The 26,991-nt window shown below is 74.0% G+C and carries 25 protein-coding genes; 13 read left to right on the top strand and 12 right to left on the bottom strand.

Annotation, left to right across the window (positions count from 1 at the left end; all coding sequences use genetic code 11):
* Positions 1-8 precede the first annotated feature (8 nt).
* Complete coding sequence (locus tag ACFUUZ_RS01585) at positions 9-1,802, top strand: penicillin-binding transpeptidase domain-containing protein (protein ID WP_378691239.1); 1,794 nt, start codon at positions 9-11, stop codon at positions 1,800-1,802.
* A gap of 71 nt (positions 1,803-1,873) precedes the next feature.
* On the opposite strand, the gene ACFUUZ_RS01580 is transcribed toward ACFUUZ_RS01585, so the two are convergent.
* The 5 genes from ACFUUZ_RS01580 to ACFUUZ_RS01560 all read right to left on the bottom strand — a co-directional run bounded on the left by ACFUUZ_RS01580 (position 1,874) and on the right by ACFUUZ_RS01560 (position 6,898).
* On the bottom strand, positions 1,874-2,359 hold the full coding sequence (locus ACFUUZ_RS01580) for a peroxynitrite isomerase (protein WP_378691236.1): 486 nt from the start codon (positions 2,357-2,359) through the stop codon (positions 1,874-1,876).
* Positions 2,360-2,385: 26 nt separating this feature from the next.
* Complete coding sequence (locus ACFUUZ_RS01575; RefSeq protein ID WP_378691233.1) at positions 2,386-3,762, bottom strand: APC family permease; 1,377 nt, start codon at positions 3,760-3,762, stop codon at positions 2,386-2,388.
* Positions 3,763-3,819: 57 nt separating this feature from the next.
* On the bottom strand, positions 3,820-4,692 hold the full coding sequence (locus ACFUUZ_RS01570; protein WP_378691230.1) for a helix-turn-helix domain-containing protein: 873 nt from the start codon (positions 4,690-4,692) through the stop codon (positions 3,820-3,822).
* Between the two features lie 158 nt (positions 4,693-4,850).
* Entirely contained in the window at positions 4,851-5,882 is a 1,032-nt protein-coding gene (locus ACFUUZ_RS01565; RefSeq protein WP_378691227.1) for a hypothetical protein, read from the bottom strand.
* Complete coding sequence (locus ACFUUZ_RS01560) at positions 5,879-6,898, bottom strand: helix-turn-helix domain-containing protein (protein ID WP_378691224.1); 1,020 nt, start codon at positions 6,896-6,898, stop codon at positions 5,879-5,881. Before ACFUUZ_RS01560 ends, ACFUUZ_RS01565 begins: the two co-directional genes overlap by 4 nt.
* 483 nt (positions 6,899-7,381) lie before the next feature.
* On the opposite strand from ACFUUZ_RS01560, the gene ACFUUZ_RS01555 reads away from it, so the two are divergent.
* The gene (locus ACFUUZ_RS01555) at positions 7,382-7,714 is read left to right on the top strand and encodes a hypothetical protein (RefSeq protein WP_378691221.1); all 333 of its coding nucleotides are present in this window, start codon (positions 7,382-7,384) and stop codon (positions 7,712-7,714) included.
* Between the two features lie 16 nt (positions 7,715-7,730).
* Positions 7,731-8,654 (top strand): TIGR03564 family F420-dependent LLM class oxidoreductase, encoded by a 924-nt coding sequence (locus ACFUUZ_RS01550; protein ID WP_378691218.1) that lies wholly within the window; start codon positions 7,731-7,733, stop codon positions 8,652-8,654.
* Here the strand turns inward: ACFUUZ_RS01550 and ACFUUZ_RS01545 are convergent.
* Positions 8,639-9,301: a hypothetical protein gene (locus tag ACFUUZ_RS01545; protein WP_378691216.1), complete on the bottom strand. Its 663-nt coding sequence runs from the start codon at positions 9,299-9,301 to the stop codon at positions 8,639-8,641. The two genes, ACFUUZ_RS01550 and ACFUUZ_RS01545, sit on opposite strands and share 16 nt — an antisense overlap.
* Before the next feature lie 102 nt (positions 9,302-9,403).
* Here ACFUUZ_RS01545 and ACFUUZ_RS01540 point away from each other — a divergent pair, with 102 nt between their 5' ends.
* The 4 genes from ACFUUZ_RS01540 (at position 9,404) to ACFUUZ_RS01525 (ending at position 12,594) form a co-directional block, all read left to right on the top strand.
* On the top strand, positions 9,404-9,997 hold the full coding sequence (locus ACFUUZ_RS01540) for a TetR family transcriptional regulator (RefSeq protein WP_378691213.1): 594 nt from the start codon (positions 9,404-9,406) through the stop codon (positions 9,995-9,997).
* Positions 9,998-10,093: 96 nt separating this feature from the next.
* Positions 10,094-11,080 carry a TauD/TfdA dioxygenase family protein gene (locus ACFUUZ_RS01535; protein ID WP_378691210.1) on the top strand — a complete coding sequence of 329 codons (987 nt, stop codon included), beginning with the start codon at positions 10,094-10,096 and terminating at the stop codon, positions 11,078-11,080.
* 35 nt (positions 11,081-11,115) lie between these two features.
* Positions 11,116-12,099, top strand: a complete 984-nt coding sequence (locus ACFUUZ_RS01530; protein ID WP_378691209.1) for a glycine betaine ABC transporter substrate-binding protein — start codon at positions 11,116-11,118, stop codon at positions 12,097-12,099.
* A 45-nt stretch (positions 12,100-12,144) separates the two neighbouring features.
* The gene (locus ACFUUZ_RS01525) at positions 12,145-12,594 is read left to right on the top strand and encodes an SRPBCC family protein (protein ID WP_378691207.1); all 450 of its coding nucleotides are present in this window, start codon (positions 12,145-12,147) and stop codon (positions 12,592-12,594) included.
* Here the strand turns inward: ACFUUZ_RS01525 and ACFUUZ_RS01520 are convergent, their stop codons facing one another.
* The 3 genes from ACFUUZ_RS01520 to ACFUUZ_RS01510 are packed head-to-tail and all read right to left on the bottom strand — an operon-like array spanning position 12,595 to position 16,861.
* Positions 12,595-13,959, bottom strand: a complete 1,365-nt coding sequence (locus ACFUUZ_RS01520) for an FAD-binding oxidoreductase (RefSeq protein WP_378691205.1) — start codon at positions 13,957-13,959, stop codon at positions 12,595-12,597.
* Positions 13,956-15,689 (bottom strand): AMP-binding protein, encoded by a 1,734-nt coding sequence (locus ACFUUZ_RS01515; RefSeq protein ID WP_378691202.1) that lies wholly within the window; start codon positions 15,687-15,689, stop codon positions 13,956-13,958. The genes ACFUUZ_RS01520 and ACFUUZ_RS01515 overlap by 4 nt, the downstream gene beginning before the upstream one ends.
* Positions 15,689-16,861 carry a thiolase domain-containing protein gene (locus ACFUUZ_RS01510; protein WP_378691201.1) on the bottom strand — a complete coding sequence of 391 codons (1,173 nt, stop codon included), beginning with the start codon at positions 16,859-16,861 and terminating at the stop codon, positions 15,689-15,691. The genes ACFUUZ_RS01515 and ACFUUZ_RS01510 overlap by 1 nt, the downstream gene beginning before the upstream one ends.
* A 106-nt stretch (positions 16,862-16,967) precedes the next feature.
* Between ACFUUZ_RS01510 and ACFUUZ_RS01505 the strand changes: the two genes are divergently transcribed.
* From ACFUUZ_RS01505 to ACFUUZ_RS01495, 3 genes are all read left to right on the top strand, one after another.
* Positions 16,968-18,173 (top strand): PucR family transcriptional regulator, encoded by a 1,206-nt coding sequence (locus ACFUUZ_RS01505; RefSeq protein ID WP_378691199.1) that lies wholly within the window; start codon positions 16,968-16,970, stop codon positions 18,171-18,173.
* Positions 18,174-18,263: 90 nt separating this feature from the next.
* The gene (locus ACFUUZ_RS01500) at positions 18,264-19,175 is read left to right on the top strand and encodes an NAD(P)-dependent oxidoreductase (protein ID WP_378691197.1); all 912 of its coding nucleotides are present in this window, start codon (positions 18,264-18,266) and stop codon (positions 19,173-19,175) included.
* Between the two features lie 42 nt (positions 19,176-19,217).
* Positions 19,218-20,579 carry an MFS transporter gene (locus ACFUUZ_RS01495; protein ID WP_378691194.1) on the top strand — a complete coding sequence of 454 codons (1,362 nt, stop codon included), beginning with the start codon at positions 19,218-19,220 and terminating at the stop codon, positions 20,577-20,579.
* Between the two features lie 138 nt (positions 20,580-20,717).
* Here ACFUUZ_RS01495 and ACFUUZ_RS01490 read toward each other — a convergent pair whose 3' ends face one another.
* Both ACFUUZ_RS01490 and ACFUUZ_RS01485 read right to left on the bottom strand, forming a co-directional pair.
* A complete protein-coding gene (locus tag ACFUUZ_RS01490; protein ID WP_378691505.1) occupies positions 20,718-21,593 on the bottom strand; it encodes a serine hydrolase in 876 nt (291 codons plus the stop codon).
* Between the two features lie 248 nt (positions 21,594-21,841).
* Positions 21,842-22,723: a LysR family transcriptional regulator gene (locus tag ACFUUZ_RS01485; protein ID WP_378691191.1), complete on the bottom strand. Its 882-nt coding sequence runs from the start codon at positions 22,721-22,723 to the stop codon at positions 21,842-21,844.
* A 158-nt stretch (positions 22,724-22,881) separates the two neighbouring features.
* On the opposite strand from ACFUUZ_RS01485, the gene bla reads away from it, so the two are divergent.
* The 3 genes from bla (at position 22,882) to ACFUUZ_RS01470 (ending at position 25,786) form a co-directional block, all read left to right on the top strand.
* The gene (gene bla, locus ACFUUZ_RS01480) at positions 22,882-23,964 is read left to right on the top strand and encodes a class A beta-lactamase (protein WP_378691188.1); all 1,083 of its coding nucleotides are present in this window, start codon (positions 22,882-22,884) and stop codon (positions 23,962-23,964) included.
* A gap of 82 nt (positions 23,965-24,046) precedes the next feature.
* A complete protein-coding gene (locus ACFUUZ_RS01475) occupies positions 24,047-24,919 on the top strand; it encodes a TIGR03619 family F420-dependent LLM class oxidoreductase (protein ID WP_378691185.1) in 873 nt (290 codons plus the stop codon).
* Positions 24,920-25,342: 423 nt separating this feature from the next.
* Positions 25,343-25,786: a DUF4254 domain-containing protein gene (locus tag ACFUUZ_RS01470; protein ID WP_378691183.1), complete on the top strand. Its 444-nt coding sequence runs from the start codon at positions 25,343-25,345 to the stop codon at positions 25,784-25,786.
* A gap of 45 nt (positions 25,787-25,831) precedes the next feature.
* On the opposite strand, the gene ACFUUZ_RS01465 is transcribed toward ACFUUZ_RS01470, so the two are convergent.
* Entirely contained in the window at positions 25,832-26,923 is a 1,092-nt protein-coding gene (locus ACFUUZ_RS01465) for an NAD(P)/FAD-dependent oxidoreductase (protein WP_378691180.1), read from the bottom strand.
* Positions 26,924-26,991: the final 68 nt, after the last annotated feature.

Here is a 26,991-nt window from a genome sequence, read left to right as displayed (position 1 = left end):
TCGGGCCGATGTGGATCCGGATGGTCACCACGCTCGCGGCGACGGTCTGCACGGTGCTCGCGGCCGTCGGCTGCTCGGCGGGCCCGCAGGGCCCGATCCCGGTCGCCGACGCCTTCGTCGCGGCCTTCGCCGAACGCCGCACCGACGACGCCGCCGCGCTCACCGGGCTCCCCGAGAAGGCCGCGGCCGCACTGGCCTCGGCGTGGAAGAACCTGCAGGCCGAGCGGCTCACCGCGACGACGGGGCAGGCCAGGGTCAGCGGCGACACCGCGACGGTCGAGTACACCTACGAGTGGACGCTGCCGAAGAACCGGATCTGGACCTACAGCGGCCAGCTGCAGATGGGCAAGATCGACGGCCGCTGGGCGGTGCGCTGGACCTCCGCCGACATCCACCCCAGGCTCGGCGACACCCAGACCATGGTGCTGCGCGCCGACGCGGCGCCCAAGGCACGGGTGAACGAGTCGTCGGGCAGCGACGTGCTGGTGCCGGGGAAGGTCTCCCGCGTCACCTTCGACACCGGCGCCGCCACCGACCCGAACAGCACCGCCACCGCGCTGGCCCGCGCGCTGCTGCGCTTCGACGCCGAGCTGACCCCGCCGAAGATCCTCGCCGCGGCCCGCGCCGCCCGCGGCCCGCACACCCTGATCGCGCTGAACGAGGTGGAGGCCAACCAGGTCACCAACGAACTCATCGGGCTGCCCGGCGTCACCCTGGTCCCGGAGTGGGACATGGTGGCGACCGACCGGAAGTTCGCCCCCGACCTGATGACCCAGGTGCGGCAGGCGGTGATCAGCGAGGTCGACGGGCGGGCCGGGTGGAGCGTCGTCACGGTGAACGCCAACGGCGCCGACACCGACGTGCTCACCGAGGTGGCCGCGCAGCCCGCGCCCTCGTTCGCGCTGAGCGTGGACCGGTTCGTGCAGAACGCGGCGCAGCGCGCGGTGGACGTGCGCCGCGACGAGCAGACCATGATGGTGGTGGTCCGGCCGTCGACCGGCGCGATCCTGGCGGTCGCGCAGAACGAGGCCACCGACCGGGACGGCCCGATGGCGACGATCGGCCAGTACCCGCCCGGCTCGATCTTCAAGACGGTGACCGCGACCGCCGCCATGACCGCCGGGCTCGCCGACCCGGACACCGTGCTGCCCTGCCCGAGCCGGATCACCATCGGCGAGCGCACGATCCCGAACTACAACCTCTTCACCGTCGGCAGCGTGCCGATGGCCACCGCGTACGAGCGGTCCTGCAACACCTCGTTCGCCAAGCTCGCCAGCGAGCTGCCCGGCGACGCGCTGCACAGCGCCGCCGCCTCGCTCGGGGTCGGCGCGACCTACACCGTGCCCGGGCTGCCGACCTTCTCCGGCTCGGTGCCGCCCGCCGACGAGCTGGTGCAGCGCACCGAGGACGGCATCGGCCAGGGCCGGGTGGTGGTGAGCCCGTTCGGCATGGCGCTGATGGCGGCGACGGTCGCCACCGGGCGGGCGCCGACGCCGTGGCTGATCGGCGGCCGCACCACCGAGGTCGAGGGCGAGCGCCCCGACCCCGCGCCGGAGGCGATCGACGGGCTGCGGACCATGATGCGCAAGGTGGTCACCGGCGGCACCGCCGAGCGCATCGTCGACCAGGGCGAGGTCTACGGCAAGACCGGCGAGGCCGAGGTGGACGGCGGCTCGCACTCCTGGTTCGTCGGGTACCGCGGCGACCTCGCCTTCGCCACCCTGCTGGTGAAGGGCGGCAGCTCGGACAATGCCGTCGCGGTGACCAGGGACATGTTCACGGCCCTGCCGCCGGAGTACTGACGCGCCCGGCGCGGGCCACGCGAGCGGGGATCCGGCCGTCGTGGTTACGGCGGGGATCCGGCCGCCGCGGGTTACGGCTCGGCGCGGTGCAGCGTGGCCGCCAGGTGGTGCTGGAGCGGCTCGCCGACCGCCGCCATGCGCACCGTGTAGTCCAGCGCGTCGTCCCGGACGGTGAACGAGCGGCCCATCGCGGTCACCGACTTCGCGGTGCTGCTGAGCCCGATTCCGGTGGTCTCCAGTTCCAGCCGGACGACCCCGTCATCGAGGCCGAGCGTGCCCTCGTAGATCTCGGTGATGCCGGTCGGGTGGGCCAGGATCAGCTCCACCCGGTCCGGCGCGGGGCAGCGCAGGTAGCCGGTCTCGGCGTGCAGCGGGCGGCCGTCGTCGGCGGCGCGCGTGCGCTGCCGGTAGGTGAGGAACGGGCGGCCGATGTGCCCGAACTCCACCTCCTCGAGGTAGTCGAAGGAGTCGATGGTCGGGTACTCGCCGTGGCCCCGGCCGCGCCAGATCCCGAGCAGCGGGGCCAGCGAAGCGAGGGCGGGGTGCGGGGCTGCCACCGGTCGAGGGTAGCCCCCGGCCCGCCTCACCCGATCGAGGCGGGCTTCTCGGTCTCCGGCTGCCTGCGCAGCGCGACCTGGTTCACCGCCCACAGCAGCGCGCCGACGCCGAGCAGAATGCCCGCGATCAGGTACTGCTCCGGGTTCCGGTCGGTGAACGGGGTGACCAGGAATCCGCAGGTGAGTGCGCCGATGACCGGCAGGAAGGTGGGGGTGCGGAAGTGCTTGTGCTCGACCGGGTCGCGGCGCAGCACCAGCACGGCCACGTTGACGATGGTGAAGACCGCGAGCAGCAGCAGCGCGGTGGTGCCGCCGAGTTCGGGGACCTGGCCGACGAACAGGATGAGCGCCAGCGCGAGCAGCGTGGTGAAGACGATCGAGATGTGCGGGGTGTGCCTGCGCGGGTGCACCGCCCCGAAGGCGCGCGGCAGCACGTGCTGGCGCGCCATGCCGTAGAGCAACCTGCTGGCCATGAGCATGTTGATCAAGGCGGAGTTGGCAACGGCGAACATGGTGATGAAGGCGAAGATCTCGGTCGGGAAGCCGGGGGCGCCGATCTCGACGACCTTCAGCAGCGGGGTGTCGCCCGCGCCCAGCTCGCCCGGCTCGACCAGCGCCACCGCGGTGATGGAGACCAGCACGTAGATGAGCCCGGTCAGCAGCAACCCGCCGAGCAGCACCTTGGGGAAGATCTTGCTCGGCTGCTTGCACTCCTCGGCCATATTCACCGAGTCCTCGAAGCCGACCATGGCGTAGAAGGCGAGCGTGGTGGCGGCGATGACGCCGCCGAGCGCGGAGCGGTCACCGGTCTCGAACTCGGTGACCCGGCCGAAGTCGCCGTTGCCGTAGCCGAGCGCCCACAGCCCGATGGCGATCACGATGAGCAGCCCGGTCAGCTCGATGCAGGTGAGCACCACGTTCAGCTTGACGCCCTCGCTCACCCCGCGCAGGTTGATCGCGGCGACCACGAGGATGAAGGAGAGCGCCACCAGCGTGATGCCGATGCCGTCGCCGATGCCGAGCTCGAAGGCCTCGGCGAAGTTGGCGGCGAAGGCGCGGGCCGCGGTCGAGGCCGAGGTGATGCCGGAGCTCATCACCGCGAAGGCCACCATGAAGGTGACGAAGTGGATGCCGAAGGCCTTGTGCGTGTACAGCGCGGCGCCCGCGGCGTGCGGGTACTTGGTGACCAGCTCCAGGTAGCTGAATCCGGTGATCAGCGCGACCAGGAAGGCGACCAGGAACGGCACCCAGACGGCGCCGCCCACCTCGTTGGCGACCTTGCCGGTGAGCGCGTAGATCCCGGTGCCGAGGATGTCGCCCACCACGAACAGGAGCAGCAGCCCCGGACCCATGACGCGCTTCAGCTCGGGTTCGGCGGCGCTGTCGGCGGTGACCTCGGCCATGGCGCACCTCCTTCAGCACTCGGTGGTGCAGAGGGGATTACCCATTCCGCGGCCGGATCAGTCGCCGATCTCGGCCAGTTCCGCCGCGGCGGCGGCGATCATGGCGGCGGAGTCGCGCGGGCTCAGCGCCATGGCGCGGAGCTGGTCGAAGATGACGCCGAAGCGGCGGATCTCGGTGTGGCCCTCGATCAGCTCGTCGCCCGCCAGCCCCTCGACGTAGACCAGCTCGGGGTCGGCCGGGTTCGGGAAGTCGAGCAGGGTGAAGGCGCCCGCCATGCCGGGGTGCGCGCCCGCGTCGAAGGGCAGGATCTGCAGGATCACGTTCTTGCGCTTGATCTCCTGCAGCAGCCGCTCCAGCTGCCCGTGCATGGTGACCGGCCCGCCGACCACCCGGCGGATGGCCGCCTCGTCCATCACCACCCAGAGCTCCAGCGGCTCCTCCTTGGTGAGGTTGACCGCCCGGTCCATCCTGGCCTTGGCCCTGCTCTCCATCATCGCGGCCTCGAGCTTCGGCATGGAGGTGTCGATGACGGCGTTGGCGTACTCGTAGGTCTGCAGCAGCCCGGGGACCGTGGAGGTCTGGTAGTGCCGCGCCGAGAGCGCCTCGGACTCGAAGTTGATGTAGGCCGCGTAGACCTCGGAGACGCTGCCCTCGTAGGCCCTGGCCATGCCGGGCTTGAGCGCGGTGCTGAGCAGCTCGACGGCCTCCTCGCGCTGCTTGTCGTCGACGTCGTACAGGTCGAGCATGGCCATCAGCGTGCGCCGCTGCGGCCGCGCCTGCGCTGTCTCGATCCGGTACAGCGTGGTGATGTTGATGCCGGTGCGGGAGCTGACCTCTTCCTTGCCGAGCTGCGCGTCCTCCCGCATCTCGTGCAGCATCGCCGCCAGCCGGCGCAGCCCCACGGTGAGCACCGTGCGCTTGCCTGCCATGCCACCCCTTCCCTGCGAGCCCGCGCGCGGCACGGGTGCGGCGCGGGCGGTACTCCACGGTACCGCTCGGGCGGCGCGGCCACGAACGGGTCGGTCCACATGTCGGCGGGTCGGCATCCGGCCTGCGGAACCGGGCGCTGCGGACCCGTCGGATTCCTTCAGTTCTGCTGCACCGTCGGCGGCTCGCCACCGGCCGCGAGCCGCAGGATGGTGGCGGCCGCGGCCGCCGCGTAGGCGTGGCTGGCCTCGGCGGGGCGCGCCGCCGGGTAGTTGCTGCGGTGCGTCACGGTGACCCCGTTCGCCAGGGTGTGGGTGGTGTCGCGGCGGGTGGCGCTGCAGTTGCCGCCCGCCTTGGCGGCCAGGTCGACGACCACGCTGCCGGGGGCGAGCAGGGTGAGGGCCGCGTCGTCGAGGAGCAGCGGGGCGCGTTCGCCGCGGTGCAGGGCGGCGCAGAGCACGATGTCCGGGCGGACCTCGGCGAGCAGGTCGTGCAGGGCGGCGGGGTCCGCCGAGGTGGCGTAGCGCCGGACACCGGCGGCGTGCGCGGCCGCGGCCGTGCCGTCCCGAGCCCCGACCACGGCCGGAGCGGCGTCGCCCGCGGCGACGGCCGCCGCGAAGGCGGCGCGGCCCGCGGCGCCGAAGCCGAGGATCACGGCGCGCGGCGGAGTTCGCCGGGGTCCGGCGGGCAGCAGGGCCATGGCCTCGTCGTAGGCGATCGCGCCCGCCAGCCTGCTCATCGGGGTGAGCGCGTCGAACTCGGCGGCTTCCGCTGCCCGCGGCGCGAATTCGAAGACGACGGAGCGGATTCCGGCCTCGGCCAGTGCGGCGATCTCGGCGGTGCGGTGGTGCGGGTCCTGGAAGCCGACCAGGGTGGTGCCCGAGCGGAGCCGGAGCGTCGCGAGGTCGAAGGCGGGTGTCTTCACCCAGGCCACGATGTCGGCGCGGGCCACCGCGGCCGCCTCCGCCCCGATCGTGGCGCCCGCGGCTTCGTAGCTCCGGTCCGGAAACCCGGCGGCCGCACCGGCATTCGTCTCGACGACCACGCTCAGGTCGTGCCGGACGAGCTTGCGCACCGCGTCCGGGGTGAGCGCGACCCGCCGCTCGTCCCGCGCGGTCTCGCGCAGCACGCCGACCGTGCGGATCGCCCGCCCCTGGCTGCGGGCACCCGCGAGCAGTGCGGGTGCGGTCACTCCGCGGCCCCGTCGAGGTCCGCCTCGAGCCGGGCCCAGCGCTCGGCCAGCGCATCCCGGAACTGCATCCGGCAGTCGCCGTCCGAGAGCCGCCGGTAGCCCGCCAGCGCCGGGGTGGCCATGACGTCGTTCACCGCGACCGCGGTGCCGGTCTCGCGGAGCGCGTACAGCTTCTCGAAGCGCTTCACCGCGAAGGCGACGTCGTGCTTGAGCACGGAGAACCGGGTGGCGACCCGGGCCTGCTGCGAGTAGTCGTACTCGCCGATGGCGACGTAGCGGTCGTCCACCACGAGCATGCCCTGGGCGTTGCGGGCGTGCTCGCGCTTGATCAAGACGCTCTGCACACCCGCCCTGGTCTGCCGCCAGAGCTTGTCGTCGTAGCTCCAGACGTCGCTGATGTCGTCCAGCACGTACATCCGGCGCACCTCGACCCGCGGCGGGTGCGCCTCGTCCGCGAGCCGGAGGATGGCGGCGTGGTAGTCGTCGCCGACATCGCCGCCGATGGTGCCGAGGTCGACGGTGTGGATGGCGCGCACCGAGACCGTCGCCCGCTCCAGCAGGGTGAGCAGGTCGCTCACGGTGTTCCACTCCCAGACCGTCGCGCTGCGCGACGGGATCTGGGTCAGGATCTCCTCGGCCCGCTCCAGCTGCCGGTCGGCGAGCTGCCGCAGCGGCTCGATCTCGTCGCGCACGTGCGCCGCGTCCAGCAGGCTCTGCGCGATCCCGAGCGCCCGCTCGACCACCGCGGGGTCCTTGCCGAGCAGCACGTTGAAACGCATGCGCAGCTCGTGCAGCGCGCTGTCGCCGGATTCGGCGGGCGCGCCGGGCAGCTCCTCGCCGAGCGCGAGGCTGAGCCGCTCGCGCAGCGCGAGCGGCGGCACCCGCGAGCCGTTCTCGATCTGCTGCACCAGGCTGCGCGAGCAACCGGCCCGCTGCGCCAGCTCCGCCTGGGTAAGGTTGCGCTCGATCCGCAGCCTGCGCACGAGCGCGCCGATGGGTTCGCCCTGGTCGCTCATCGGGTGCCCGCCCGGTGGGGAGCACAGCGAAGCACACGAAGTGTCACGGAGCGTGAGCTTAGGACACGCGGCGCCGGACGTCGCTTCGGAGCCCTGCGCGTCGGAAACAGCGGTTCGGACGTCGCGGGCGGGAGCGGTGGTTCGAATGCGCGATCGCGATCGGAATCAGGCACAGAACCTCCTCGGAGACGCACAACGGCCATCTCCAGTATCGGGAGAAGCCTACAAAGTGTCACGGAAAAGCTTCTATGCACAATTGACGGCACAACAAGGCGCTCGGTAGCATAGGTAAACAATCCGCCCCCGGCAGCGAGGAGGTACCGACCACGGACACCTCGCCGCAGCAGGAGGCCGGTTCCCGGCGCTCCCGGTGAACTTCCGCTCGATCCCCCTGCTGCCCGTCCTCGGACACGCGAATCACCGGCCCGCCCCAGACACCGGCGCGGTCGCGATCGAGCAATCGCAGCGCGAACGGAGGGGACCATGGCACTGCACAGCACCGCGACCACGATCACCAGCACGGTCAGCCCGGAACAGGCCCGGCTCGACGAATTCGGCGCCTGGCGGCTGGACTGGCTGCCCGACATCCCGCTCACCCGCGAACAGGCCGTGAGCGGCATGGTCCTCGACGAGGTGCTCAGCGACCCGGCCACCGTGCACGACGCCATGGCGATCGAGCTGGCCCAGCTCCGCGCCGCCGACCTCGGCCTCGACCTCACCCTGGTGCTGCTCCGGCTCTTCCTCCGCATCGAACAGCGCGACGCCGCCCGCCTAAGCTGGCTCGCGGAACCGGCGCGGGCGAGCACGCCCGCCTGAGCGGAGGAGACGGATCGTGCGGATCGGCATCTTGCTCGGCGAGACCTCGGGCCCCGACGCCCTCACCCGGATGACCGACGACCTGGCGGCCGCCGCCGAGGCGGGCTTCGCCTCGGCGTGGCTCTCGAACATCTTCGGCCTGGACGCGCTGACCGCGATCGCCGTCGCGGGCAGCCGGGTGCCCGGCATCGAACTCGGCACGGCGGTGGTGCCGAGCTATCCGCGGCACCCCGCCGCGCTCGCCCAGCAGGCGCGCACGACCGCGCTCGCGCTCGGCGGCAACCGGCTCACGCTCGGCGTCGGGCTCTCGCACCGCCCGGTGATCGAGGACATGTACGGCTACGACTTCGCCCGGCCCGCGCACCACATGACGGAGTACCTCGAGGTGCTGCTGCCGCTGCTGGACAACCGGCCCGCCTCGTTCCGCGGCGACACGGTCAGCGCCGAGCTCGCGCTCACCGTGCCGAACGAGGGCCGGGTCCCGGTGCTGCTCGCCGCGCTCGGCCCGCGCATGCTGCGGCTGGCGGGCCGCGAGACCGACGGCACCACCCTGTGGATGACCGGCCCGGCCACCATCGCCGCGCACATCGCGCCGGTGATCACCGAGGCCGCGGCGGCGGCGGGCAGGCAGGCGCCGCGGATCGTCTGCGCGCTGCCGGTCTGCGTCACCGACGACGTCGAGGAGGCGCGGACCAGGGCGGGCCGGGCCTTCGGCTTCTACGGCGACCTGCCCTCCTACCGCGCCATGATGGACCGCGAGGGCGCCGCGGGCCCGGTCGACCTGGCGCTGATCGGCAGCGAGGAGCAGGTGGCGGCGCGGATCGCCGAGGTCGCCGCGGCGGGCGCCACCGATTTCGTCGGCGCGCTCTTCACCCGCGGCGAGACCGCCGAGCGCACCCGCGCGCTGCTGCGCGAGCTGGCGGGTCAGGCCAGCAGGTAGCGGCTGGTCGGCACCACGTCGAGGTCGCGGTCGGCGCCGAAGGCGGCGACGCTGCGCAGCATCCGGCCGGTCCTGCGCCCCAGCTCGGCATCGTCGCCGCCGCTGCCGTAGAAGGCGTGCGGGTCGGTGAGTGCCTCGATCGGGAAGAGCTCCTCGACGATCGCCGCGACCTCCGGCGCGCCGTCGGTGGCCGGGCCGAGCACCCGGTTCTGCACGTAGCCGAAGGTCGCCTGGGTCTCGATGGCGACCGCGGTGTGCTGCTCCAGCCACGCCGCACGCCAGGTGTCGTAGGGCAGCTCGGCCGGGCGGCGCAGGAAGGCGATGTTCGCCAGCCCCGGCGCGCGCTCGCCGAGCGGGACCGCCGGCGGCGGCAGCGGCAGGTGCTCCTCGACCCACCAGCCCGCCACCCGCTCGGCGAAGCCGGTGAGCACCGCGGAGACCCTGGCTCCCGCGGCCTCGTCCGGGACGTGCGTGGCCACCACGGCGGTCACCGGTTCGTCGAAGGTGGTGAGCCGCAGCAGGGCTCGGGCCACCGCGGCGTCGGCGAGGTTCACCTGGAGCCGCTCCGCCCCGGCCGAGCGCAGCCCGGTGCGGGCCGCGTCGCCGAGCAGCTCACCCGGCCCCCAGAGCGCGTGCACCAGCTTCATCGCCGCCACCACTTTCTGTAACCTGTTCCAATTTTCGGGGCAGCGTACCCGGGTGCGGCGATTGGTAACACGGTTACCAGGTAACGAAGTTACCGTAAGGGGGTGGCGAGAGGGCAGGACACCGAGGCGCACCGGCAGATCGTCGCGGTGGTGCTGGAGCTGCTGCAGACCGAGGGGTACGACGCGGTGCAGCTGCGCGTCGTGGCCAAGCGCGCGCACGTCTCGCTGACCACCGTCTACAAGCTCTTCGCCACCAGGGACGAGCTGATCGTGCGGGCCATCCAGGACTGGATGGCGGCCGAGGCCTACGCCGAGCTGGAGCCCGCCCCGCCGGACGAGTCCACCCGGGATTCGCTCATGCGGGTGCTGCGCTCGGTCTTCGAGCCGTGGGAGCGGCAGCCGCGGATGCTGGAGGCCTACCACTACGCGCGGCAGGGGCCGTGCGGGCAGCTGCTGGACGAGCAGGGGCTGACCGTGCTGCTCCCGGTGATCGCCGAGGCCATCCAGAACCTGGACCCCGGCTACCTCGAGGACGTCGCGGTGATCCTGGGCAATGTGGTGCTCTCGCTGATCGGCCGGTTCGCCACCGGCGCGGTCGAGATCTCCACCATCCTGCCGACCCTGGAGCGCGCGGTGTACCGGCTCACTGCCGACAACGCGGCCGAGGCGGCGGGTAAACCGGCACCTGCCGGATAGCACTATTCGCGCACGCTGATCGCAACCGTTCCGCGGGCTCGGCGGCCTCCCTAGATTCCGGGGGACTGCTTGCTTTCGAGTTCGAGGAGGAACCTGATGACGGCCGTGGCGCCCCTTCCCCGCGCAGCGCTCACCCGGGACGACCTGCCGGTCCTCGACATCCGCAAGGTCGGCGGCGCGCTCGGCGCCGAGGTGCGCGGCCTCGCGCTCGGCGCGCAGCTGGACGACGCGACCGCCACCGCGATCCAGGTGGCGCTCGCCGAGCACCAGGTGCTCTTCTTCCGCGACCAGCACCACCTGGACCGGGAGACCCAGTGGGAGGCTGCCGCCCGGCTCGGCACCCCGACCGAGCCGCACCCGACGGTCAAGTCGCGCGGCGCGCTGCTGCTGGAGCTGGAGGGCGCCGCCAACGCCTGGCACTCCGACGTCACCTTCGTGGACCGGGTGCCCAAGGCCTCGCTGCTGCGCGCCGTCACCCTCCCCCCGTACGGCGGCACCACGGTCTGGGCCTCCACCACCGCCGCCTACGACGCGCTGCCCGCCCCGCTGCAGGTGCTGGCCGAGGAGCTGTGGGCGCTGCACACCAACCGCTACGACTACGCCGAGCACGGCCGGGAGAGCAACTACGGCGAGAACGCCTACTACCGGGAGTTCACCAGCGAGCGGTTCGAGACCAGGCACCCGGTGGTCCGGATCCACCCGGAGACCGGCCGCAGGTCGCTGGTGCTCGGCCAGTTCGTGGCGCAGCTGCTGGACGTCTCGCCGCGCGATTCGCGCGCGCTGCTCGAGCTCTTCCAGCACCGGATCATCCGGCTGGAGAACACCGTGCGCTGGGACTGGCGCAACGGCGACGTCGCGCTCTGGGACAACCGCGCCACCCAGCACTACGGCGTCGCCGACTTCGGCGAGCACCGCAGGCAGCTGCACCGGGTGACGCTCGCGGGCGACATCCCGGTCGACGTCCGCGGCAGGCGCAGCCGGACCGTCGCGGGCGACCCGGAGAACTACTCGCCGGTGGTCGCGGCGCCGCTGCTGCCCGGCGTGGGTGCGTCTTCCCCGCCGGAAGCGCCCGGTCTCGGCTAGGCTCGGACGCCACCTGAGGATCGGAGGGCAGCACCGTGCGCCGACGCAGGATCTTCGCGCCGCTCGTCGGCGCACTCGCCGTGGTGGTCGCCGTGGCTACCGGCTGCGGCCTGCAGGCGGGCTCGACCCTTCCCTTCGACGTCGGGCCCGCGGGCATCGCCACCGACGAGGAGCTGGACGGCGTCGAGCTCACGGTGGGTTCGAAGGAGTTCACCGAGCAGGTCATCCTCGGCTACATCCTGGCGTTCTCGCTGCAGGCGGCGGGCGCCGACGTGCGCGACCTGACCGCCATCGTCGGTTCGCGCAGCACCAGGGACGCGCAGATCACCGGGCAGGTCGACCTCACCTACGAGTACACCGGCAACGGCTGGATCAACTACCTCGGCCACGAGGACCCGCTCAAGGACCCGCAGGAGCAGTTCGTCGCGGTCCGCGAGGAGGACATCGCGGAGAACGGCATGGACTGGGTCGCGCTGGCGCCCATGGACAACACCTACGCCCTCGCCGCCAACCGCGCCGTGGTCGAGCGCACCGGCGTGACCACGCTGTCGCAGTACGCGGAGCTGGCGAAGCGCGACCCGGCCGCCGCCACGACCTGCGTGGACACCGAGTTCAACGTGCGCAGGGACGGCTACCCGGGGATGGCCGCGGCCTACGGCTTCGACCCGAACACCGTGCAGCGGCCGGTGCTGCAGACCGGCATCATCTACAACTCCACCGCGGCGGGCACCGACTGCCCGTTCGGCGAGGTCTACACCACCGACGGCCGGGTCAAGGGGCTGGACCTGGTGGTGCTCACCGACGACCTCGGCTTCTTCCCGCACTACAACCCGGCGGTCACGCTCCCGGTGGAGCTGGCGGCGAGGTACCCGCAGATCGAGCGGATCATGACGCCGGTCTCCGACGCGCTGACCAACGACGAGATCACCGAGCTGAACCGCAGGGTCGACGTGGTCGGCGAGGACCCGGCCGACGTGGCGCGGGACTGGCTGCGGGACCGGGGTTTCGTCGCCGCGTGAGCCGAATGGTTGCCGGGCGCGGCGTCCGGTGCTTGCATCGAGGTCGTGACCGAGACCCGCATCGTGCAAGCCTCCCGTGAGATCGCCGCGCCCGCGGCGGAGCTGTTCGAGCTCATCGCCGACCCGGCCGCCCAGCCGAGCTGGGACGGCAACGACAACCTCGCCGAATCCGCCCCCGGACACCGGGTGCGCGCGGTGGGCGAGGTGTTCAGCACCACCCTCACCGTCGGCGCGGTGCGGGAGAACCACGTGGTGGAGTTCGCGGAGGGCAGGCTGATCGCCTGGAAGCCCGCCGAGCCGGGCGGCGAGCCGATCGGGCACCTCTGGCGCTGGGAACTCGCCCCGGCGGGCGAGGGCCGCACCACCGTGACGCACACCTACGACTGGACGGATCTGCACGACGAGAAGCGCCACGTGCGCGCCCGCGCCACCACCGCCGACAAGCTCACCGCCTCGATCGACCGGCTCGCCGTCGTCACCGAGAAGCGCGGCTGATCAGAGCACGACGCCGGGGTTCAGGATCCCGTCCGGGTCGAAGACCCCGCGCAGCGCGCGCTGCACGGCCAGGTTCACCGGGTCCAGCTCCCTGGTGAGCCAGCCCGCCTTCAACCGCCCGACCCCGTGCTCCCCGGTGATGGTGCCGCCCAGCTCCAGCGCCGCCGCGGTGATCGCGTCGAACGCCCGCCGCGCGGCCGCCGCGGAGGCGGGGTCGGCGCCGTCGAAGACGATGGTCGGGTGCAGGTTGCCGTCCCCGGCGTGGCCGAAGACGCCGATCGTGAGGCCGGAGTCGGCGGCGATCCGCTCGACCGCGAGCACCAGGTCGACGATCCGGCCGCGGGGCACGCAGACGTCGTCGAGCAGGTGGTCGCCGAGCCGCTCCAGTGCGGGCAGCGCCATCCGGCGCGCCGCCATGAGCAGCGCCGACTCGGCGGCGTCGGCGCTGCGCGCGACCTCGCCGCCCGCCGCGGCGCAGATCTCCGCGACGGCGCCGAGCACCGCGTCGGCGTCCGCGGAGTCGGCCTGCACCAGCAGCATGGCGGCGTCGTCGGCGAGCCCCATGTGGGTCAGCGCGTCGACGGCGCGCAGCGTGGTGCGGTCCAGGATCTCGACCGCCGAGCAGCCGGGGGCGGCGGCGTCGATGCCGGTGACCGCGGCGCTCGCGGCCGCGGGGGTGCCGAAGGTGGCGACCAGGGTCTGCGGCGGGCGCGGCGCCGGGCGGAGCCGCACGGTGACCTCGGTGATCACGCCGAGCGTTCCCTCGGAGCCGACGAGCAGCCGGGTCAGGTCGTAGCCCGCGACGCCCTTCACCGTGCGGGTGCCGGTGCGCAGCACCCGGCCGTCGGCGAGCACCACCTCGAGCGCGGCCACGAAATCGCCGGTGACGCCGTACTTCACGCAGCACATGCCGCCCGCGTTGGTGGCGACGTTGCCGCCGATCGAGCAGAAGTCGACGGAGCCGGGGTCCGGCGGGTAGAAGAGGCCGTGCTCGGCGACGGCGGCGCGGAGGTCGCCGGTGAGCACGCCGGGCTGCACGACCGCGAGCCGCTCGGCGGGGTCGATGTGCAGGACGGCGTTCATCCGGTGCGTGGAGAGCACGACCGCGCCGTCCACCGCGTTGGCGCCGCCGCTGAGCCCGCTGCCCGCGCCGCGCGTCACCACCGGGATCCGCGCGGCGTGGCAGGCGCGCAGGCACTGCGCGACCTCCGCGGTGCCGCGCGGGGCGAGCACCGCGAGCGGCGAGCCGCTGTCGGTGAACCGGGAGTGGTCCCGGCGGTAGGACCGCAGGATGTCCGGGTCGGTGACGGCGATGCCGTCCGGCAGGCCGGCGAGCAGGTCCGGCGTGGGTTGCAGCGTCGTCATCGGCCCAGCACCGGAACAGCGGGCTCGCAGGGCGCTTCGCCGTGTCCGGCGGCCGCGTCCGACGCGCCGCTCTCCGCCGGGCCGTGCGTGGCGGCCGGGACGGGCACGGCGACCCTCGGTTCGGCAGCGACGGGTGCGGCGGCCCCCGGCCCGGCCGGGGAAGAGTCCGGCCACCCCTGGTCGAGGAGGGTGGTGCGCAGCGTGCGCTTGACGATCTTGCCGTACCCCGATTTGGGCAGTGCGTCCCAGACCACGAAGTGCCGCGGCATCTTGTACCCGGCGAGCTTGCCGCGCAGGAACTCGCGCAGCTCGTCGTGGTCCAGACTGCGGCCGGCGCGCGGCACGCAGACGGCGACGCCGACCTCGCCCCACTTGGCGTCCGGCATGCCGAGCACCGCGACCTCGTGCACCGCCGGGTGCTGCAGCAGCTTCTCCTCGATATCGCGCGGGAAGACGTTCGAGCCGCCGGAGATGTACATGTCCGAGGCGCGCCCGGTGACGTACAGGTACCCGGATTCGTCCAGCAGCCCGAGGTCGCCGGTGCGGAACCAGCCATCCCGGAAGGCGGCGGCGTCGGCGGCCGGGTTGTCCAGGTACCCGTGGCAGACCGCGGGACCGGCCACGCAGATCTCGCCGCGCTCGCCGGGCGGCAGCTCGCGGCCCCGCTCGTCCTGGATGCTCACCTGGATCCCGGTGCGCGGGTACCCGCAGCTGCCGATCTCGACGTCCGCAGGCCGCGGCCTGCCGTGCTCGCGCGGGGGCAGCACGGTGATCGCCCCGGTCACCTCGCCGAGGCCGTAGTACTGCACCAGCACGTCGCCGAGCACCCCCCGCGCGCGCTCCTGGTCCGCGATGGCCATCGGCGCCCCCGCGTAGATCACCGAGCGCAGCGAGGAGTGGTCGCGCGCTTCCGCCGCGGGATGCTCGGCGAGCATGGTGAGGATGGTCGGGACGGTGAACATGTTGCTCACCCGCTCCCGCTCGACCAGCTCCCACACCTCGGCCGGGTCCAGCCCGGGCGCGGTGGGCAGCACGGTGCGCGCGCCGCGGGCGATCTGCGGCAGCAGGTGGATGCCCGCCCCGTGCGAGAGCGGCGCGACCGCCAGCGAGGCGTGCTCCTCGGTGGTGCCGGGCATGAGGTCCGCGAGGTGGTTCAGCGTCACGAACCCCATCTGCTCGTGGGTCAGGACCGCCGCCTTGGGCGTGCCGGAGGTGCCGGAGGTGAAGAAGTACCAGGCGGCCTGCCCGACCGGCACGTCCTGGTCGCCGAGCGCGGGCCCGTCGGCGGGCAGCGCGGCCACCGAGCCGTCGCCATCGGCGCCGATCAGGAGCGTGCCCGCGCGTAGCTCGGTCGCGGCCGCGATGGCGGGCAGCTGCTCGACGAGGCTCGGGTGGATCAGCGCGAGCACCGGGCGGCACACCCCGGCGATCACCGCGACATCGGCGGCGGTGAGCCGGAAATTGGTGGGCGCCAGCGCCGCCCCGACCCGCCAGACCGCGAGCATGGCCTGGATGTACTCGGGGTGGTTGGGGCTGTGCAGCAGCACGCACTCGCCGGGCCCGACGCCGCGGCGGCGCAGCTCGGCGGCGAGCAGCGAGACCCTGGTGTCCAGCTCGCGCCAGCTCCAGCGCAGCTCGCCGTGCACGACGGCGTCCCGGTCCGGGAAGCGCCGCGCGGTCTGGGTGAGGAAGTGCGCCAGGTTCATCGCCCTGGTGGGGACGGTGGTCATCACGCCACCGCCAGCACGGAGGCGTAGTTGGCGACGGCAGCGCCGCCCATGTTGAAGACGGCGGCGCGCTCCGCCTTCGGCAGCTGCATGTCGCCCGCCTCGCCGGTGAGCTGCATGGCGGCCAGCACGTGCTGCGAGACCCCGGTCGCCCCGATCGGGTGCCCCTTGGCCTTGAGCCCGCCGGAGACGTTCACCGGAAGCCTGCCGTCCGGCTGCGTGGTGCCTTCGGCCAGCACCGTGGCGCCCTTGCCCGGCTCGGCCAGCCCGAACGCCTCGTACTGGATGAGCTCGGCGAGGGTGAAGCAGTCGTGCGTCTCGATCAGGCTCAGCCCGGCCAGGTCGGTGCCCGCCTCGGCGAGCGCGGCGGCGAAGGCGCGGCGCGCCCCGTCGAAGGCGATCGGGTCGGCGCGGTTCGCGATGGCGAAGACGTCGTTGGCCTGCGCGCGGCCCGCCACCCGGACCCGGCGGCCTGCGCCGCTCGCGACGTCCGCGCTGGTGACCACGAGCGCGGCGGCGCCGTCGGAGACCAGCGAGCAGTCGGTGCGCAGCAGCCGCCCCGCGGTGACCGGGTTCTTGTCGGACGGCGCCGAGCAGAACTCGACGCCGAGGTCGCGGCGCAGCTGCGCCCACGGGTTCGCCACGCCGTTGCGGTGATTCTTCGCCGCGATCAGCGAGAGCGCCTGGCGCGGGTCGCCGTAGCGGTCGGCGTAGACATCGGCGAGCTGCCCGAAGAGCGCGGCGAAGCTGCCCGCCCCCGCCTCGGTGCGCCGGTAGCTGGCGCCGAGCAGCGCGTCGTTGACCACGTCGTTGCCGACCCCGGTCATCTTCTCCGCGCCGACCACCAGCGCCACCCGGCCGCGGCCGGACTGTACGTGGTCCATGGCGGCGTGCAGCGCGGCGCTGCCGGTGGCGCAGGCGTTCTCGTGCCGGGAGGCGGGAATGCCGGCCAGCTCGGGGCGGCCCGCGCCGAGCAGCGCCGCCTCGAAGCTCTGCCGAGAGAAACCGGAGTTGAAGACGCCGACGAAGGCGGCGTCGACGTCGGCGACGGCCAGCCCGGCGTCGGCGATCGCGGCGGTGGACACCTCGGCCATGAGTTCCTCGACGCCGACCTCGGGGGCGGTCTTGCCGAAGGCCGTGTGGGCCCAGCCGATCAGGAAGGGATCCGTGCTCATGCCGCCCAGTGTGTGACAGCGGCCACGTCGCCCGACACCGCGCGCCGATGGGATCTGCCCGTGCCCTTTCCTCGTTCTGTAGGAACGCCGTGCCAGAGTGGGTGGCATGGCACAGCGGGAACTCCAGCGTCTGGTGGACACCCTCGCCGAGCGGCTCGGCCGCTCCGTCGTGCTGGACGACCCCGAGGTGAACCTGCTGGTCGCCAGCAGGCACTTCGGTGACGCCGACGAGCAGCGGGTGCGCGCGGTGCTGCAGCGCGACGTCGGCGGCCCGGCGATCGGGCACATCCTGGCCCAGGGCGTCGCCCGCTGGACCGCGCCCGGCGTCATCCCGGCCCGCCCCGACCTGGGGATGGACAGCAGGCTCTGCCACCCGGTGCGCTGGCAGGGCAGGCTGCTCGGGCTGCTGCTGGTGATCGACGCGGACGAGTCGATCACCGAACCCGAGCGGCAGGAGGTGGTGCGCACCGGCCGCGAGCTGGCGGTGCTGCTGCTCGGCGAGGCGCTCGGCCAGGACCGGCTGCGCGGCGAGACCGAGGCCGTCGTCGCCGACCTGCTCGGTACCGACCGGCCGCGCCGGGACGCCGCGGTGAGCGCGCTGGACCGGCTCGGCGTGCTCCGGGTCGCCGGGCAGGTCACCGTGACCGTGGTCGAGCCGACGCCGGAGCCGGGCGTGCTCGACCCCACCGAGATCGAGCCCGCGCTGCGCATCGCCACCGCGAGCGTGGCCCGCTCGCGCTCCGGCCGCGCCACCGGTGTCGTGCTCGGCGGGCGCGGGGTGCTGCTGGAGACCTGGGACCGCCCGCCCGGCACCGAGCGGCTGCGCGAGCAGGCCGCCGCGCTGCGCGACGTGGTGCACCGGGTGCTCGGCACCGACGGCTCCGCCTCGGCCGCCGGGGTGGGGCGGCCGTACCAGGGGCCGGGGGAGGCGTACCGCTCCTACGACGGCGCGCTGGTCGCGCTGCGCGCGGCCCGCCGGGTCGCCGCGCTGGACGGGCTGGCGCTCGCCGCCGAGCTCGGCCCGCTCGATGTCGTGCTGCGGGTGCCCGCCTCCGAGCTCACCACCGCGCTGGTGCCGGAGCCGCTGCTCGCGCTCCGCGCCGCCGACCCGCACGGCAGGCTGCTCGCGACGCTGCGCAGCTACCTGGAGCACGGCGGCTCGGCGCCCGCCACCGCGGCCGCGCTGCACCTGCACCGCACCTCGCTCTACTACCGGCTGGAGCGGATCGAACAGGTGACCGGGGTCGACCTGGCGGACGGCCGGGTCCGGCTCACCCTGCACCTCGGGCTCTGTGTCCTGGACGTGCTCTGACGGGCTTTCCTACAGCGAGTGGAAAAGTCGCGGGGAGATCCCGACGCCGGTCGGTCGTGACCGGGGTCACAGCAGGCGCACGATCGTGCGGTGACCCACACCGATGCCGAACCACGACCCACCTCCGCCGCCGCGCTGCCCACCGTCTCCGTCGTGGGGGCGGGGGCGATGGGGTTCCCCATGGCCGTCCGGCTGCACGACCGCGGCTTCCCGCTCCGGGTGGTCGACCTCGACCCCGCGCGGGTCGAGGCGGCGCGCGGGATCGGGCTGGCCGCCGACACCGAGCTCGCGAGCATCGCGGGCAGCGATGTCGTGCTGGTCATGGTGGCCACCGGGGCGCAACTCGCCGAGCTGCTCGCGGCGCCGGTGGTCACCGGCGGCGGGCTGGCGGGCGCGGTGCTCGTGGTGCTGAGCACCGTTGGGCCGGAGGCGCTGCACGCGGCGCGCGGCCCCGCCGAGCGGGCGGGCGTCCGGCTGCTCGACTCGCCGGTCACCGGCGGCGTCGCGGGCGCGGTCGCGGGCACGCTCACCCTCTTTACCGCGGGCGACCCGGCCGCGGTCGCGGCCGCCGCGGCCGCGCTCGGGGCGGTCGGCGTGGTCAGGGTGGTCGGCCCGAACCTCGGCGACGGGCAGGCGTTCAAGCTGGTCAACCAGATGCTCACCACCATCCACCTGGCCGCGGCGGGCGAGGCGATCGCCTTCGCCGAGCGGCTCGGGCTCGACCTCGCGGTGGTCGCGGAGCTGCTGCCCACCGGGGCGGGCAACTCCTGGATGTTCGCCGACCGCGCCCCGCGCATGGTGCGCCCCGCCGCCGAGCGGCGCACCGAGACCAGGCTCGCCGTCTTCGTCAAGGACAGCGGGCTGGTCGCCGAGGCGGCGGCGTCGGCGGGGGCGCACGCCCCGCTCACCGCCGCCACGCACGGCGTCTGGCAGCGGGCCACCGAACTCGGCCTCGACGCCGGTGACGACTCCGGCGTCGTCGAGGTCTTCCGCCGCGGCTGACTCCCCGCGGCACCCCCTCCCTACACTGCGAAAGAGCCCATGATGTCCACAACCACGGCCGGCGACGTCCGGTCCAGCCTGCGCCGCAAGGTTCTGCTGCGGCTGATGCCGTTCCTGCTGCTCTGCTACTTCGTGAACTACCTGGACCGCAGCAATATCGGCATCGCAGGCCCGAACGGCATGAACGAGGCGCTCGGCCTCACCGCCACCATGTTCGGCATCGCCTCCGGCATCTTCTTCATCGGCTACATCCTGCTCGAGGTGCCGAGCAACCTGGCGCTGCACCGGTTCGGCGCCCGCAAGTGGATCGCCCGCATCCTGGTCAGCTGGGGCATCGTCGCCGCGCTGACCGCCTTCGTGCAGAACGCGCCGATGCTCTACGCCCTGCGCTTCCTGCTCGGCATCGCGGAGGCGGGCTTCACCCCCGGCATCCTGCTCTACCTGACCTACTGGTTCGCGCAGCGCGACCGGGCGCAGGCCTTCGCCTTCTTCCTGGTCGGCATCCCGCTCTCCTCGACCATCGGCTCGCCGCTCGCCTCCTGGCTGGTGCAGAGCGGCGACGGGATCTTCGGGCTGGAGGGCTGGCGCTTCATGATCCTGGTGACCGGGCTGCCCGCGGTGCTGCTCGGCATCGCCTGCCTGACGCTGCTGCCGGACCGCCCGGCCGACGCGCGCTGGCTCACCGACGCCGAGCGCGCGGCGCTCGCCGACGACCTGGCCGCCGAGGCGCCGGAGCGGGCGGACCACAGTGTGCGCGGGGTACTCGGCAACGCCAAGGTGTGGGTGCTCGGGCTCGGGTACTTCGGGCTGGTCTACGGCCTGTACGCGATCAGCTTCTTCCTGCCGACCATCATCAAGGAGTTCCAGGCGCGCTTCGACGTGACCTACTCGATCTTCGAGATGGGGCTGCTCACGGCGATTCCGTACGGCTGCGCCACCCTGTTCACGCTGTTCTGGGCCTGGCACTCGCGCAGCCGGGACGAGGTGCCGCTGCACGTGGCGGGCTCCGCGGTGCTCGGCGCCGCGGGCATCGTGCTGGCGATCTGGGCGAACTCGCCGTACCTGGTGCTGGTCGGCGTCTCCATCGCGGCCATGGGGCTGTGCTCCGGCATTCCGCTCTCCTTCGGCATGTCCACGAAGTTCCTGGCGGGCACCGCCGCCGCGGCCGGGCTGGCGCTGGTGAACACCATCGGCAACCTGGGCGGGTTCGCCGGGCCGTACGTCTTCGGCTGGGTCAAGGACCTCACCGGCGGCGACCGGGCCGGGCTCTACCTGATCGCCGGGCTGTGCCTGATGTCCGCGGTGATCGCGGTGGCGGTCTCGCGCTGGCGCTCGCTGGAGCGCGGGGCGCCGGTCGGCGAGGTGCCCGCCGCCGAGCCGGAGCGCGAGCCCGCCCTGCGCTGAGCTCCGCTATGGCGCCCCGGTTCCCGCCGGGGCGTCATCGGCGCGCCGGTTCGCGGCGCGAAGCAGGTACCGCACTGGTCCGCGCCGGCGCTCGGACGAACTCCGCGCGCTGCGGGCGGCCGCACCGCTCCGCGCCGGCTACTCCGGCAGCGGGGCGCGGAGCGCCGTCACGGCGATCCGGGCGGCCTCCGCGATGGCGGCGTCGACGACCGGGAGCACCGGCTCGGCGCGCGCCGCGCGCGTGAAGACCGCGACCGCGACCGGGTGCTCGCCGGGGAACTCGACCACCGCCGCCTCGTTGCGGATGGTGCCGATGGTTCCGGTCTTGCCCGCCACCGCGACCCCGCGGTGCGGGAAGGCGGCGGCGATCCGGTGCGGCCACACCTGCCTGCGCATGACCGACTGCACGAACGCCGTCTGCCCTGGCGAGAGCACCGCGCCCGCCCAGACCGCGCGCAGCAGCCTGGTCGTCTCCTCGGGGGTGGTGGCGCTGGTGAAGGCCGGGTCGTAGGCCGAGACCGACCACGCCTCGTCGAGGTCGGCGAGCGCGGCGAAGGCCTCGGCGGTGCTGTGCGTGTCGGTGTCCCGGACCAGGGCGCGGTGCAGGTCGGCGGTGCCGCCGACGATCCTGGTGGCGGAGAGGCCGAGCTCGTCCAGCAGGTCGTGCAGCGCGCCGATGCCGAGCTCGCCGAGCAGCACGTCGGCGGCGGCGTTGTCGGAGACGGTCATCATCGAGGTGGCGAGGTCGCGGCGGCTCAGCGTCACCGGGTCGTGCAGCGCGGCGATCCCGGTCGGGCCGGTGGTGCACTCCGCCGGGTCGACGGTGCGCCGTTCGGTCGGGTCGATCCGGCCCTCGTCCACCGCGCGGCAGAAGGCGAGGACCAGCGGCAGCTTGTAGACCGACGCCGTCACCACCCGCTCGGTGCCGCGCACCGTGACCTCGGCGGCCGAGCCGTCGCAGCGGCGGGCGTGCAGCCACCCGGTGCACCCCGCGTCCGCGAAGACCGCGCGGATACGGTGCGCCGCGTCGTCGTGCGCCGGGTTCGCGTTGTCGCGCCGCGCAGAGTCGTCGGGCGCGGGCTGCGCCGGGTCCGCGTGATCATGCTGCGCGGCGCCGTCGTGCGCGGGGTTCGCGTGGCGCCGCCGCGCGGCGGCCTCGTGCGTCGAGTTCGCCGAGTCACGCCGCGCGGCGTTGTCGTGCGCGAGGTGGGCGGAGTCCGCGTTGTCGCGGGGGGCCGCATGCCGGCGCGCGGGTCGCGGCCTCATCGCAGCCGCTCGCGGAAGAGGACGGCGTCGAGCGCGGCGGCGGCCGCCTCGGCGCCGGGGCGGTGGATCACCCGGACCCGCAGCGCGGTCGCCTCCGGCGCCAGCCGCAGCCAGGCCACCCCCGGCGTCTCGACCGGCGGCAGCGCGCTGAACCCGAAGCCCGCGCCCGCGGCGACGGCGGCGAGCAGGGCGCGGTCGTCCTCGGCGGTGCCGAGCGGGACGTCGAGCCCGCGCTCCCGGAGCAGGTCGCGGGCGGCGTCGTGCGCGGGCGGGTTCCCGGCCCGCGCCGCGGTGAGGAACGGCAGCCCGGCCAGCATGGCGAAGCCGGGCCGCGCCGCCGCCGCGCTGCGGTGCTCGCGCGGGACCGCGACCGCGCGCGGCAGCTTCACCACCGGCCCCGCGACCACGCCGTCCACCAGCGCCGGGTGCTCCAGCACGGCGGCGTCGCAGCCGCCGGAGCGGACCTGCGCCACCAGCTCGACGGTGCTGCCGGTCACCGTCACCACCGTCGGCGCCGCCGGTGTCGCCCGCAGCGCCGCCACGCAGGCGGTGACCAGCGCGGGCGGCAGCGCGGGGATGGCGCCCCAGCGCACGCTGCCCCTGGTCCGCGCGATCCGCGCGGCCTCGGCGCGCAGCAGCTCGGCGTCGTCCACCAGCAGCCGGGCGCGGGGGAGCAGGGCGGTGCCCGCCGCGGTGAGCACCGCGCCCTGCGGCGTGCGCCGGATGAGCTCCACCCCGAGGTCCCGCTCCAGCCTGCGCAGCCCCTGGGAGAGCGGCGGCTGCGTCATGTCCAGCGCGGCGGCGGCGCGGCCGAAGTGGCCCTCGTCCGCGACCGCGACGAAGAACCGGAGGTGGCGGAGCAGGTCCATGCCATGCATTGAAGCAGCGGTGTTCCCGGCGGCTGGCCCGTCGAGGTGCCGCGGGGCAGCGCAGCCGTGGACCCGACGCCGCTGAGCTGCGGCGATATCCGGCGCGACCGGCCCGCGCCGGGGCTGCGTATTGGCCCGCGCCCGCGGTCCGGTGCTTCGCTGAAGCGGTGACCGACTCCCGCCCCGCCCCGCTCACCCAGGCAGACTCCCGCTCCGTGTCGCTCGCCGCGGTGGACTCCCGCCCCGCGCCGCCTGTCCCCGCGGACCCCCGATCCGGGCCGTTCTCGCCGACCGCCACCCCCTCGGCCCCACCCGGTGCACCCGCGGCCACTCGAACCCTGCATCGAACGAGCCGCCGCGGCTTCCTCGCCTCCGTTCTCGCCGCGGGCGCGCTCGCCGCCTGCGGCACCGAGCCTGCCGCCCCGACTCCGGCGGCACCGACGACCACGGCGGACACCGCGGCACTCGACCGCGAACTCGCCGCGATCCAGGACCGGTACGCCGTGCGCCTCGCGGTGTACGCCCGCTACCGCGACCGCACCGTCGCGCACCGCGCGGGCGAGCCCATCGCGCTCTGCTCCACCTTCAAGGTCTACGCGGCCGCCGCCATCCTCCGGCTGGAGTCCGAAGGCGCGCTCGACCTGGCCGAGACCGTCCCGGTGCGCCCGGCGGAGATCGTGGTGAACTCCCCGGTCACCCAGGCCGCGCAGGGCACCGAGCTCAGCTACGCCCAGCTCTGCGCCGCCGCGCTCACCCGCAGCGACAACACCGCGGGCAACCTGCTGCTGCGCCGGATCGGCGGCCCCGCCGCGCTCACCGCCTTCGCCCGCACCGTCGGCGACCGCGCCACCACCCTGGAGCGCTGGGAACCCGAACTGAACCGCGCCGAACGCGGCTCGCTCGCCGACACCACCACCGCCGAGGCGCTGGCGACCGGCTACGACGCCCTGCTGCTCGGCACCGCGCTCCCGCAGGCGCAGCGCCGCACCCTGACCGACTGGATGGCCGCCAGCACCACCTCCGCCCGCCGGATCCGCGCCGCGCTCCCGCCGGGCTGGACCGCCGCGGACAAAACCGGCGGTGGCGACTTCGGCACCGTCAACGACGCGGGCGTGCTGTGGGCACCCGACGGCACCCCGCTGCTGCTGGCCCTGCTCACCGACAGCACCACCGGCGACCCCGACGCCACCCCCGCCGATGCTGCGTTGGCCGCGGCGACCGCCGCCGTCGTCGCCGCGCTCACCGCCTGAGCTCTTCGCCCGAATCGCGGACGCCCCGCCGCCCCCGATGATCGAATGACGCCTGACGCCGATCGAACACGGAGGCCGAGCGATGCGGTTCACCTACGCGGAGACGATGACCGACCCGTCCTACTACGTCCCGCTGGCGCGGGCCGCGGAGGCCGCCGGGTACACCTCGATGGCGATCGCCGACAGCGTCGCCTACCCGCGCGACTCCGACGCCACCTACCCGTACACCCCGGACGGCAGCCGGGAGTTCCTCGAGGACAAGCCGTTCGTCGAGACCTTCGTCCTCGCGGGCGCGCTCGCGGCGGCGACCAGCACGCTGCGCTTCACCCCGTTCGTGCTCAAGCTGCCGATCCGCCCGCCGGTGCTGGTCGCCAAGCAGGCGGCCTCGGTGGCCGCGCTGAGCGGCAATCGCCTCGGCCTCGGCGTCGGCATCAGCCCATGGCCGGACGACTTCGAGATCTTCGACGTCCCGTTCGAGAAGCGCGGCGCCAGGATGGACGAGTGCCTCGACATCCTGCGCGGCCTCACCGCGGGCGGGTACTTCGAATTCCACGGCCAGTTCTACGATTTCCCGCCGATCAAGATCTCCCCGGTGCCGACCGAGCCGGTCCCGCTGCTGATCGGCGGGCACAGCAGGCCCGCGCTGCGCCGCGCCGTCCAGCGCGGCGACGGCTGGATGCACGCGGGCGGCGACCCGGACGAGCTCGACCGCCTGCTCGTCGAGATCGACGCGCTGCGCACCGAATACGGCGCGAGCGAGGACTTCGAGATCCACGTCATCTCGGTGGACGGCTTCACCGTCGACGGCGTGCGCAGGCTCGCGGACAAGGGCGTGACCGACGTGATCGTCGGCTTCCGCAACCCGTACACCCGGGAGCAGGACACCGAGAGCCTGGACACCAAGATCGCGAACCTGTCCCGGTTCGCCGAGCGGGTCATCGCGCACACCGGCTGACCCCGGTCCGCCTGCCGGACAGAGCGATCGGGCGGAATCGAACTCTCGCGGCGGTGCGGGCGCGCCCGCGGCCACGGGATTGATCGATCCGGCCCCGCACGCGTCGATTCCGCATCGGGCGGTGTGCCGCGCCACCGGGTACCGCGCGGTCGTCCCGGCTCGGAAACTGTTACCGGGCCGGAATGCTCGTGCACGTGGGATCGCCGCGCGGCGGGTATGTTGCACGCATCCGGCCGCCGCGCGGCGGCCGGTGAACACGCCGGGATGTGCTGCACATGTGTGCATTTGCAATGTTGCGTTCTTGCATTGGTGAGAGCATGATCCGTGTCACCCGACGGGTGACCGAGGCGACCGGACTAGGGAACGAGAGCCGATCATGGGCCAGCGCGCAGCAGTGGTGACGGGTGAGCGCGGGGTGCTCCGGTGAGCGCCCCCACGGTCGGCGGGTTACCGACCGCGCCGCAGTTGTTGTCCGCGTTCCAGGGCCGCCGGATGAGCGAGCACGAGCCGTTCCGCTCCGCGCACGCCCTGGCCGACCTGCACGAACGCCGGTTGGAGCTGGGTGACCCCGGCGCGGTGGCCGAGCTGGACGCGCACCGCGCCGCGCTGGTCGAGCTGATCGACGAGTGGATCGCGCGAGAGGCGCCGGAGCATCGCGACGGGGCCGCGCTGCACACCGAGACGCTCGGCGCGGTGGTGGATCGGATGGCGCGCAGCTGGGTCGCCGCGAACCGGGCGATCGACGCCGAGGGCGCGCGGAGCGACAAGACCCATAAACACTGGTACCACCTCGCCGAGCTGGTCGACGGGTACACCGACCTGGTCACCGACGTGGCGGGCGGGCGCAGGCGGCTCCCCGGTCAATAGGGGCCGGTCCGTCCGACCGGAAGCCGAGGCGCCGCGCGGGCGGGTTCAGAGGCCGAGGTGGTGCGCGGCCTGCTCCGCGACGGCGGGGGCGAGCAGCGTGCCGTCCGGTCCGGCGCTGCCGAGCACCAGGATTCGCCCGCTCGGGGCGAGCCACGGCGGGCTTTCGGTGGCACCGGTGATCTCGGCCCAGCGGCCGCGCACGGTGAGCTCGGTCGACAGCAATTCACCGGTGACGGCGAGCAGGTGCTCGGCGGCGGGCTCGGCGAGCTCGGCCGGGAACGGCTCGACCTCCCTGGTCGCGCCGAGCGTCAGGCCGCCGTCCAGCCGCGGCACCGCGAGTACGTGCATGCCGAACTCGGCGGCCGCCGCGGTCTGCGCCTGCTCCGCGGCCAGCAGCGCGACCGGCTCGGGCGGGTAGCCGGGGCGGTGCCGGAACTGGTCGCCGTCGGCGAGGATCGCGTCCGGTCGCCGCTCCAGCGGGCCGGTGCGCAGCCGCTGGACCCGCAGCAGCGGCGCCGGTGCGGTGCCGGTCAGCTCCCCGGCGAGCGCGTCCCGGGCCGGGCCGGGGCAGAGCAGCGCGACATCGGCGGCGAGCTCCGAGCCGTCGTCGGCCCGGATCAGCACCCCGGCCGCGGTCTCGGCGAGCGTGCGGGCCAGGCAGCTCCGCGCGCTGAACCGACCGGTCCCGGCCAGGTGCGCGCGGAGCGCGGGGACCGTCTGCTGCGGGGTGAGCACGGCATCCGCGCCGCAGTGCAGCCCGGCCAGCAGCGAACCGCGCAGCGCCGGTTCCAGCGCGCGTGCCCGCTCCGGCTCCAGCAGCGTCAACTCCCGCGCCGCCGCGTCCGCGCCGGTCGCCGCCGCCTCGGCGACGGCCAGCTCGGCGGCGGTGCGCGCGACGGTGATCGATCCGCTCAGCCGGAACCCGACCCCGGGCACCCGGCCGCCGATCTCCCGCCACAGCCACAGTGCGTGCGCCGCGCGCTCCAGGTCCGCCGCGGCGACCGAGCCGGCGCGCAGCGCCCCCGAACCCGCGATCGGCGCGCCGTCGTCCAGGTGCGTCACCGTGTGACCGCGTTGCACCGCCGTCCACGCGTGTACCGCCGCAGGCACCCCGCCGCCGATGATCGCCACTCGCACGAGCAGCCATTCTGCGCCGCTGCCGGTACGCGCCGGTGGCGCGGGTGTGAACGGCGGCTGTCCCGCGC

It is taken from the genome of Nocardia sp. NPDC057353 (assembly GCF_042667085.1).
GTDB lineage: Bacteria > Actinomycetota > Actinomycetes > Mycobacteriales > Mycobacteriaceae > Nocardia.
The sequence above is the reverse complement of the archived record's forward strand: the minus strand, read 5'-3'. Positions and strand labels throughout refer to the sequence as shown.

What these genes read in the sequence shown, in the direction of transcription:
- ACFUUZ_RS01585 (WP_378691239.1), top strand. Translation starts at nt 9, where the DNA reads ATGTGGATCCGGATGGTCACCACGCTCGCGGCGACGGTCTGCACGGTG.
- ACFUUZ_RS01575 (WP_378691233.1), bottom strand. Translation starts at nt 3,762, where the DNA reads ATGGCCGAGGTCACCGCCGACAGCGCCGCCGAACCCGAGCTGAAGCGC.
- ACFUUZ_RS01570 (WP_378691230.1), bottom strand. Translation starts at nt 4,692, where the DNA reads ATGGCAGGCAAGCGCACGGTGCTCACCGTGGGGCTGCGCCGGCTGGCG.
- ACFUUZ_RS01560 (WP_378691224.1), bottom strand. Translation starts at nt 6,898, where the DNA reads ATGAGCGACCAGGGCGAACCCATCGGCGCGCTCGTGCGCAGGCTGCGG.
- ACFUUZ_RS01555 (WP_378691221.1), top strand. Translation starts at nt 7,382, where the DNA reads ATGGCACTGCACAGCACCGCGACCACGATCACCAGCACGGTCAGCCCG.
- ACFUUZ_RS01545 (WP_378691216.1), bottom strand. Translation starts at nt 9,301, where the DNA reads ATGAAGCTGGTGCACGCGCTCTGGGGGCCGGGTGAGCTGCTCGGCGAC.
- ACFUUZ_RS01535 (WP_378691210.1), top strand. Translation starts at nt 10,094, where the DNA reads ATGACGGCCGTGGCGCCCCTTCCCCGCGCAGCGCTCACCCGGGACGAC.
- ACFUUZ_RS01520 (WP_378691205.1), bottom strand. Translation starts at nt 13,959, where the DNA reads ATGACGACGCTGCAACCCACGCCGGACCTGCTCGCCGGCCTGCCGGAC.
- ACFUUZ_RS01515 (WP_378691202.1), bottom strand. Translation starts at nt 15,689, where the DNA reads ATGACCACCGTCCCCACCAGGGCGATGAACCTGGCGCACTTCCTCACC.
- ACFUUZ_RS01510 (WP_378691201.1), bottom strand. Translation starts at nt 16,861, where the DNA reads ATGAGCACGGATCCCTTCCTGATCGGCTGGGCCCACACGGCCTTCGGC.
- ACFUUZ_RS01505 (WP_378691199.1), top strand. Translation starts at nt 16,968, where the DNA reads ATGGCACAGCGGGAACTCCAGCGTCTGGTGGACACCCTCGCCGAGCGG.
- ACFUUZ_RS01495 (WP_378691194.1), top strand. Translation starts at nt 19,218, where the DNA reads ATGTCCACAACCACGGCCGGCGACGTCCGGTCCAGCCTGCGCCGCAAG.
- ACFUUZ_RS01485 (WP_378691191.1), bottom strand. Translation starts at nt 22,723, where the DNA reads ATGCATGGCATGGACCTGCTCCGCCACCTCCGGTTCTTCGTCGCGGTC.
- ACFUUZ_RS01475 (WP_378691185.1), top strand. Translation starts at nt 24,047, where the DNA reads ATGCGGTTCACCTACGCGGAGACGATGACCGACCCGTCCTACTACGTC.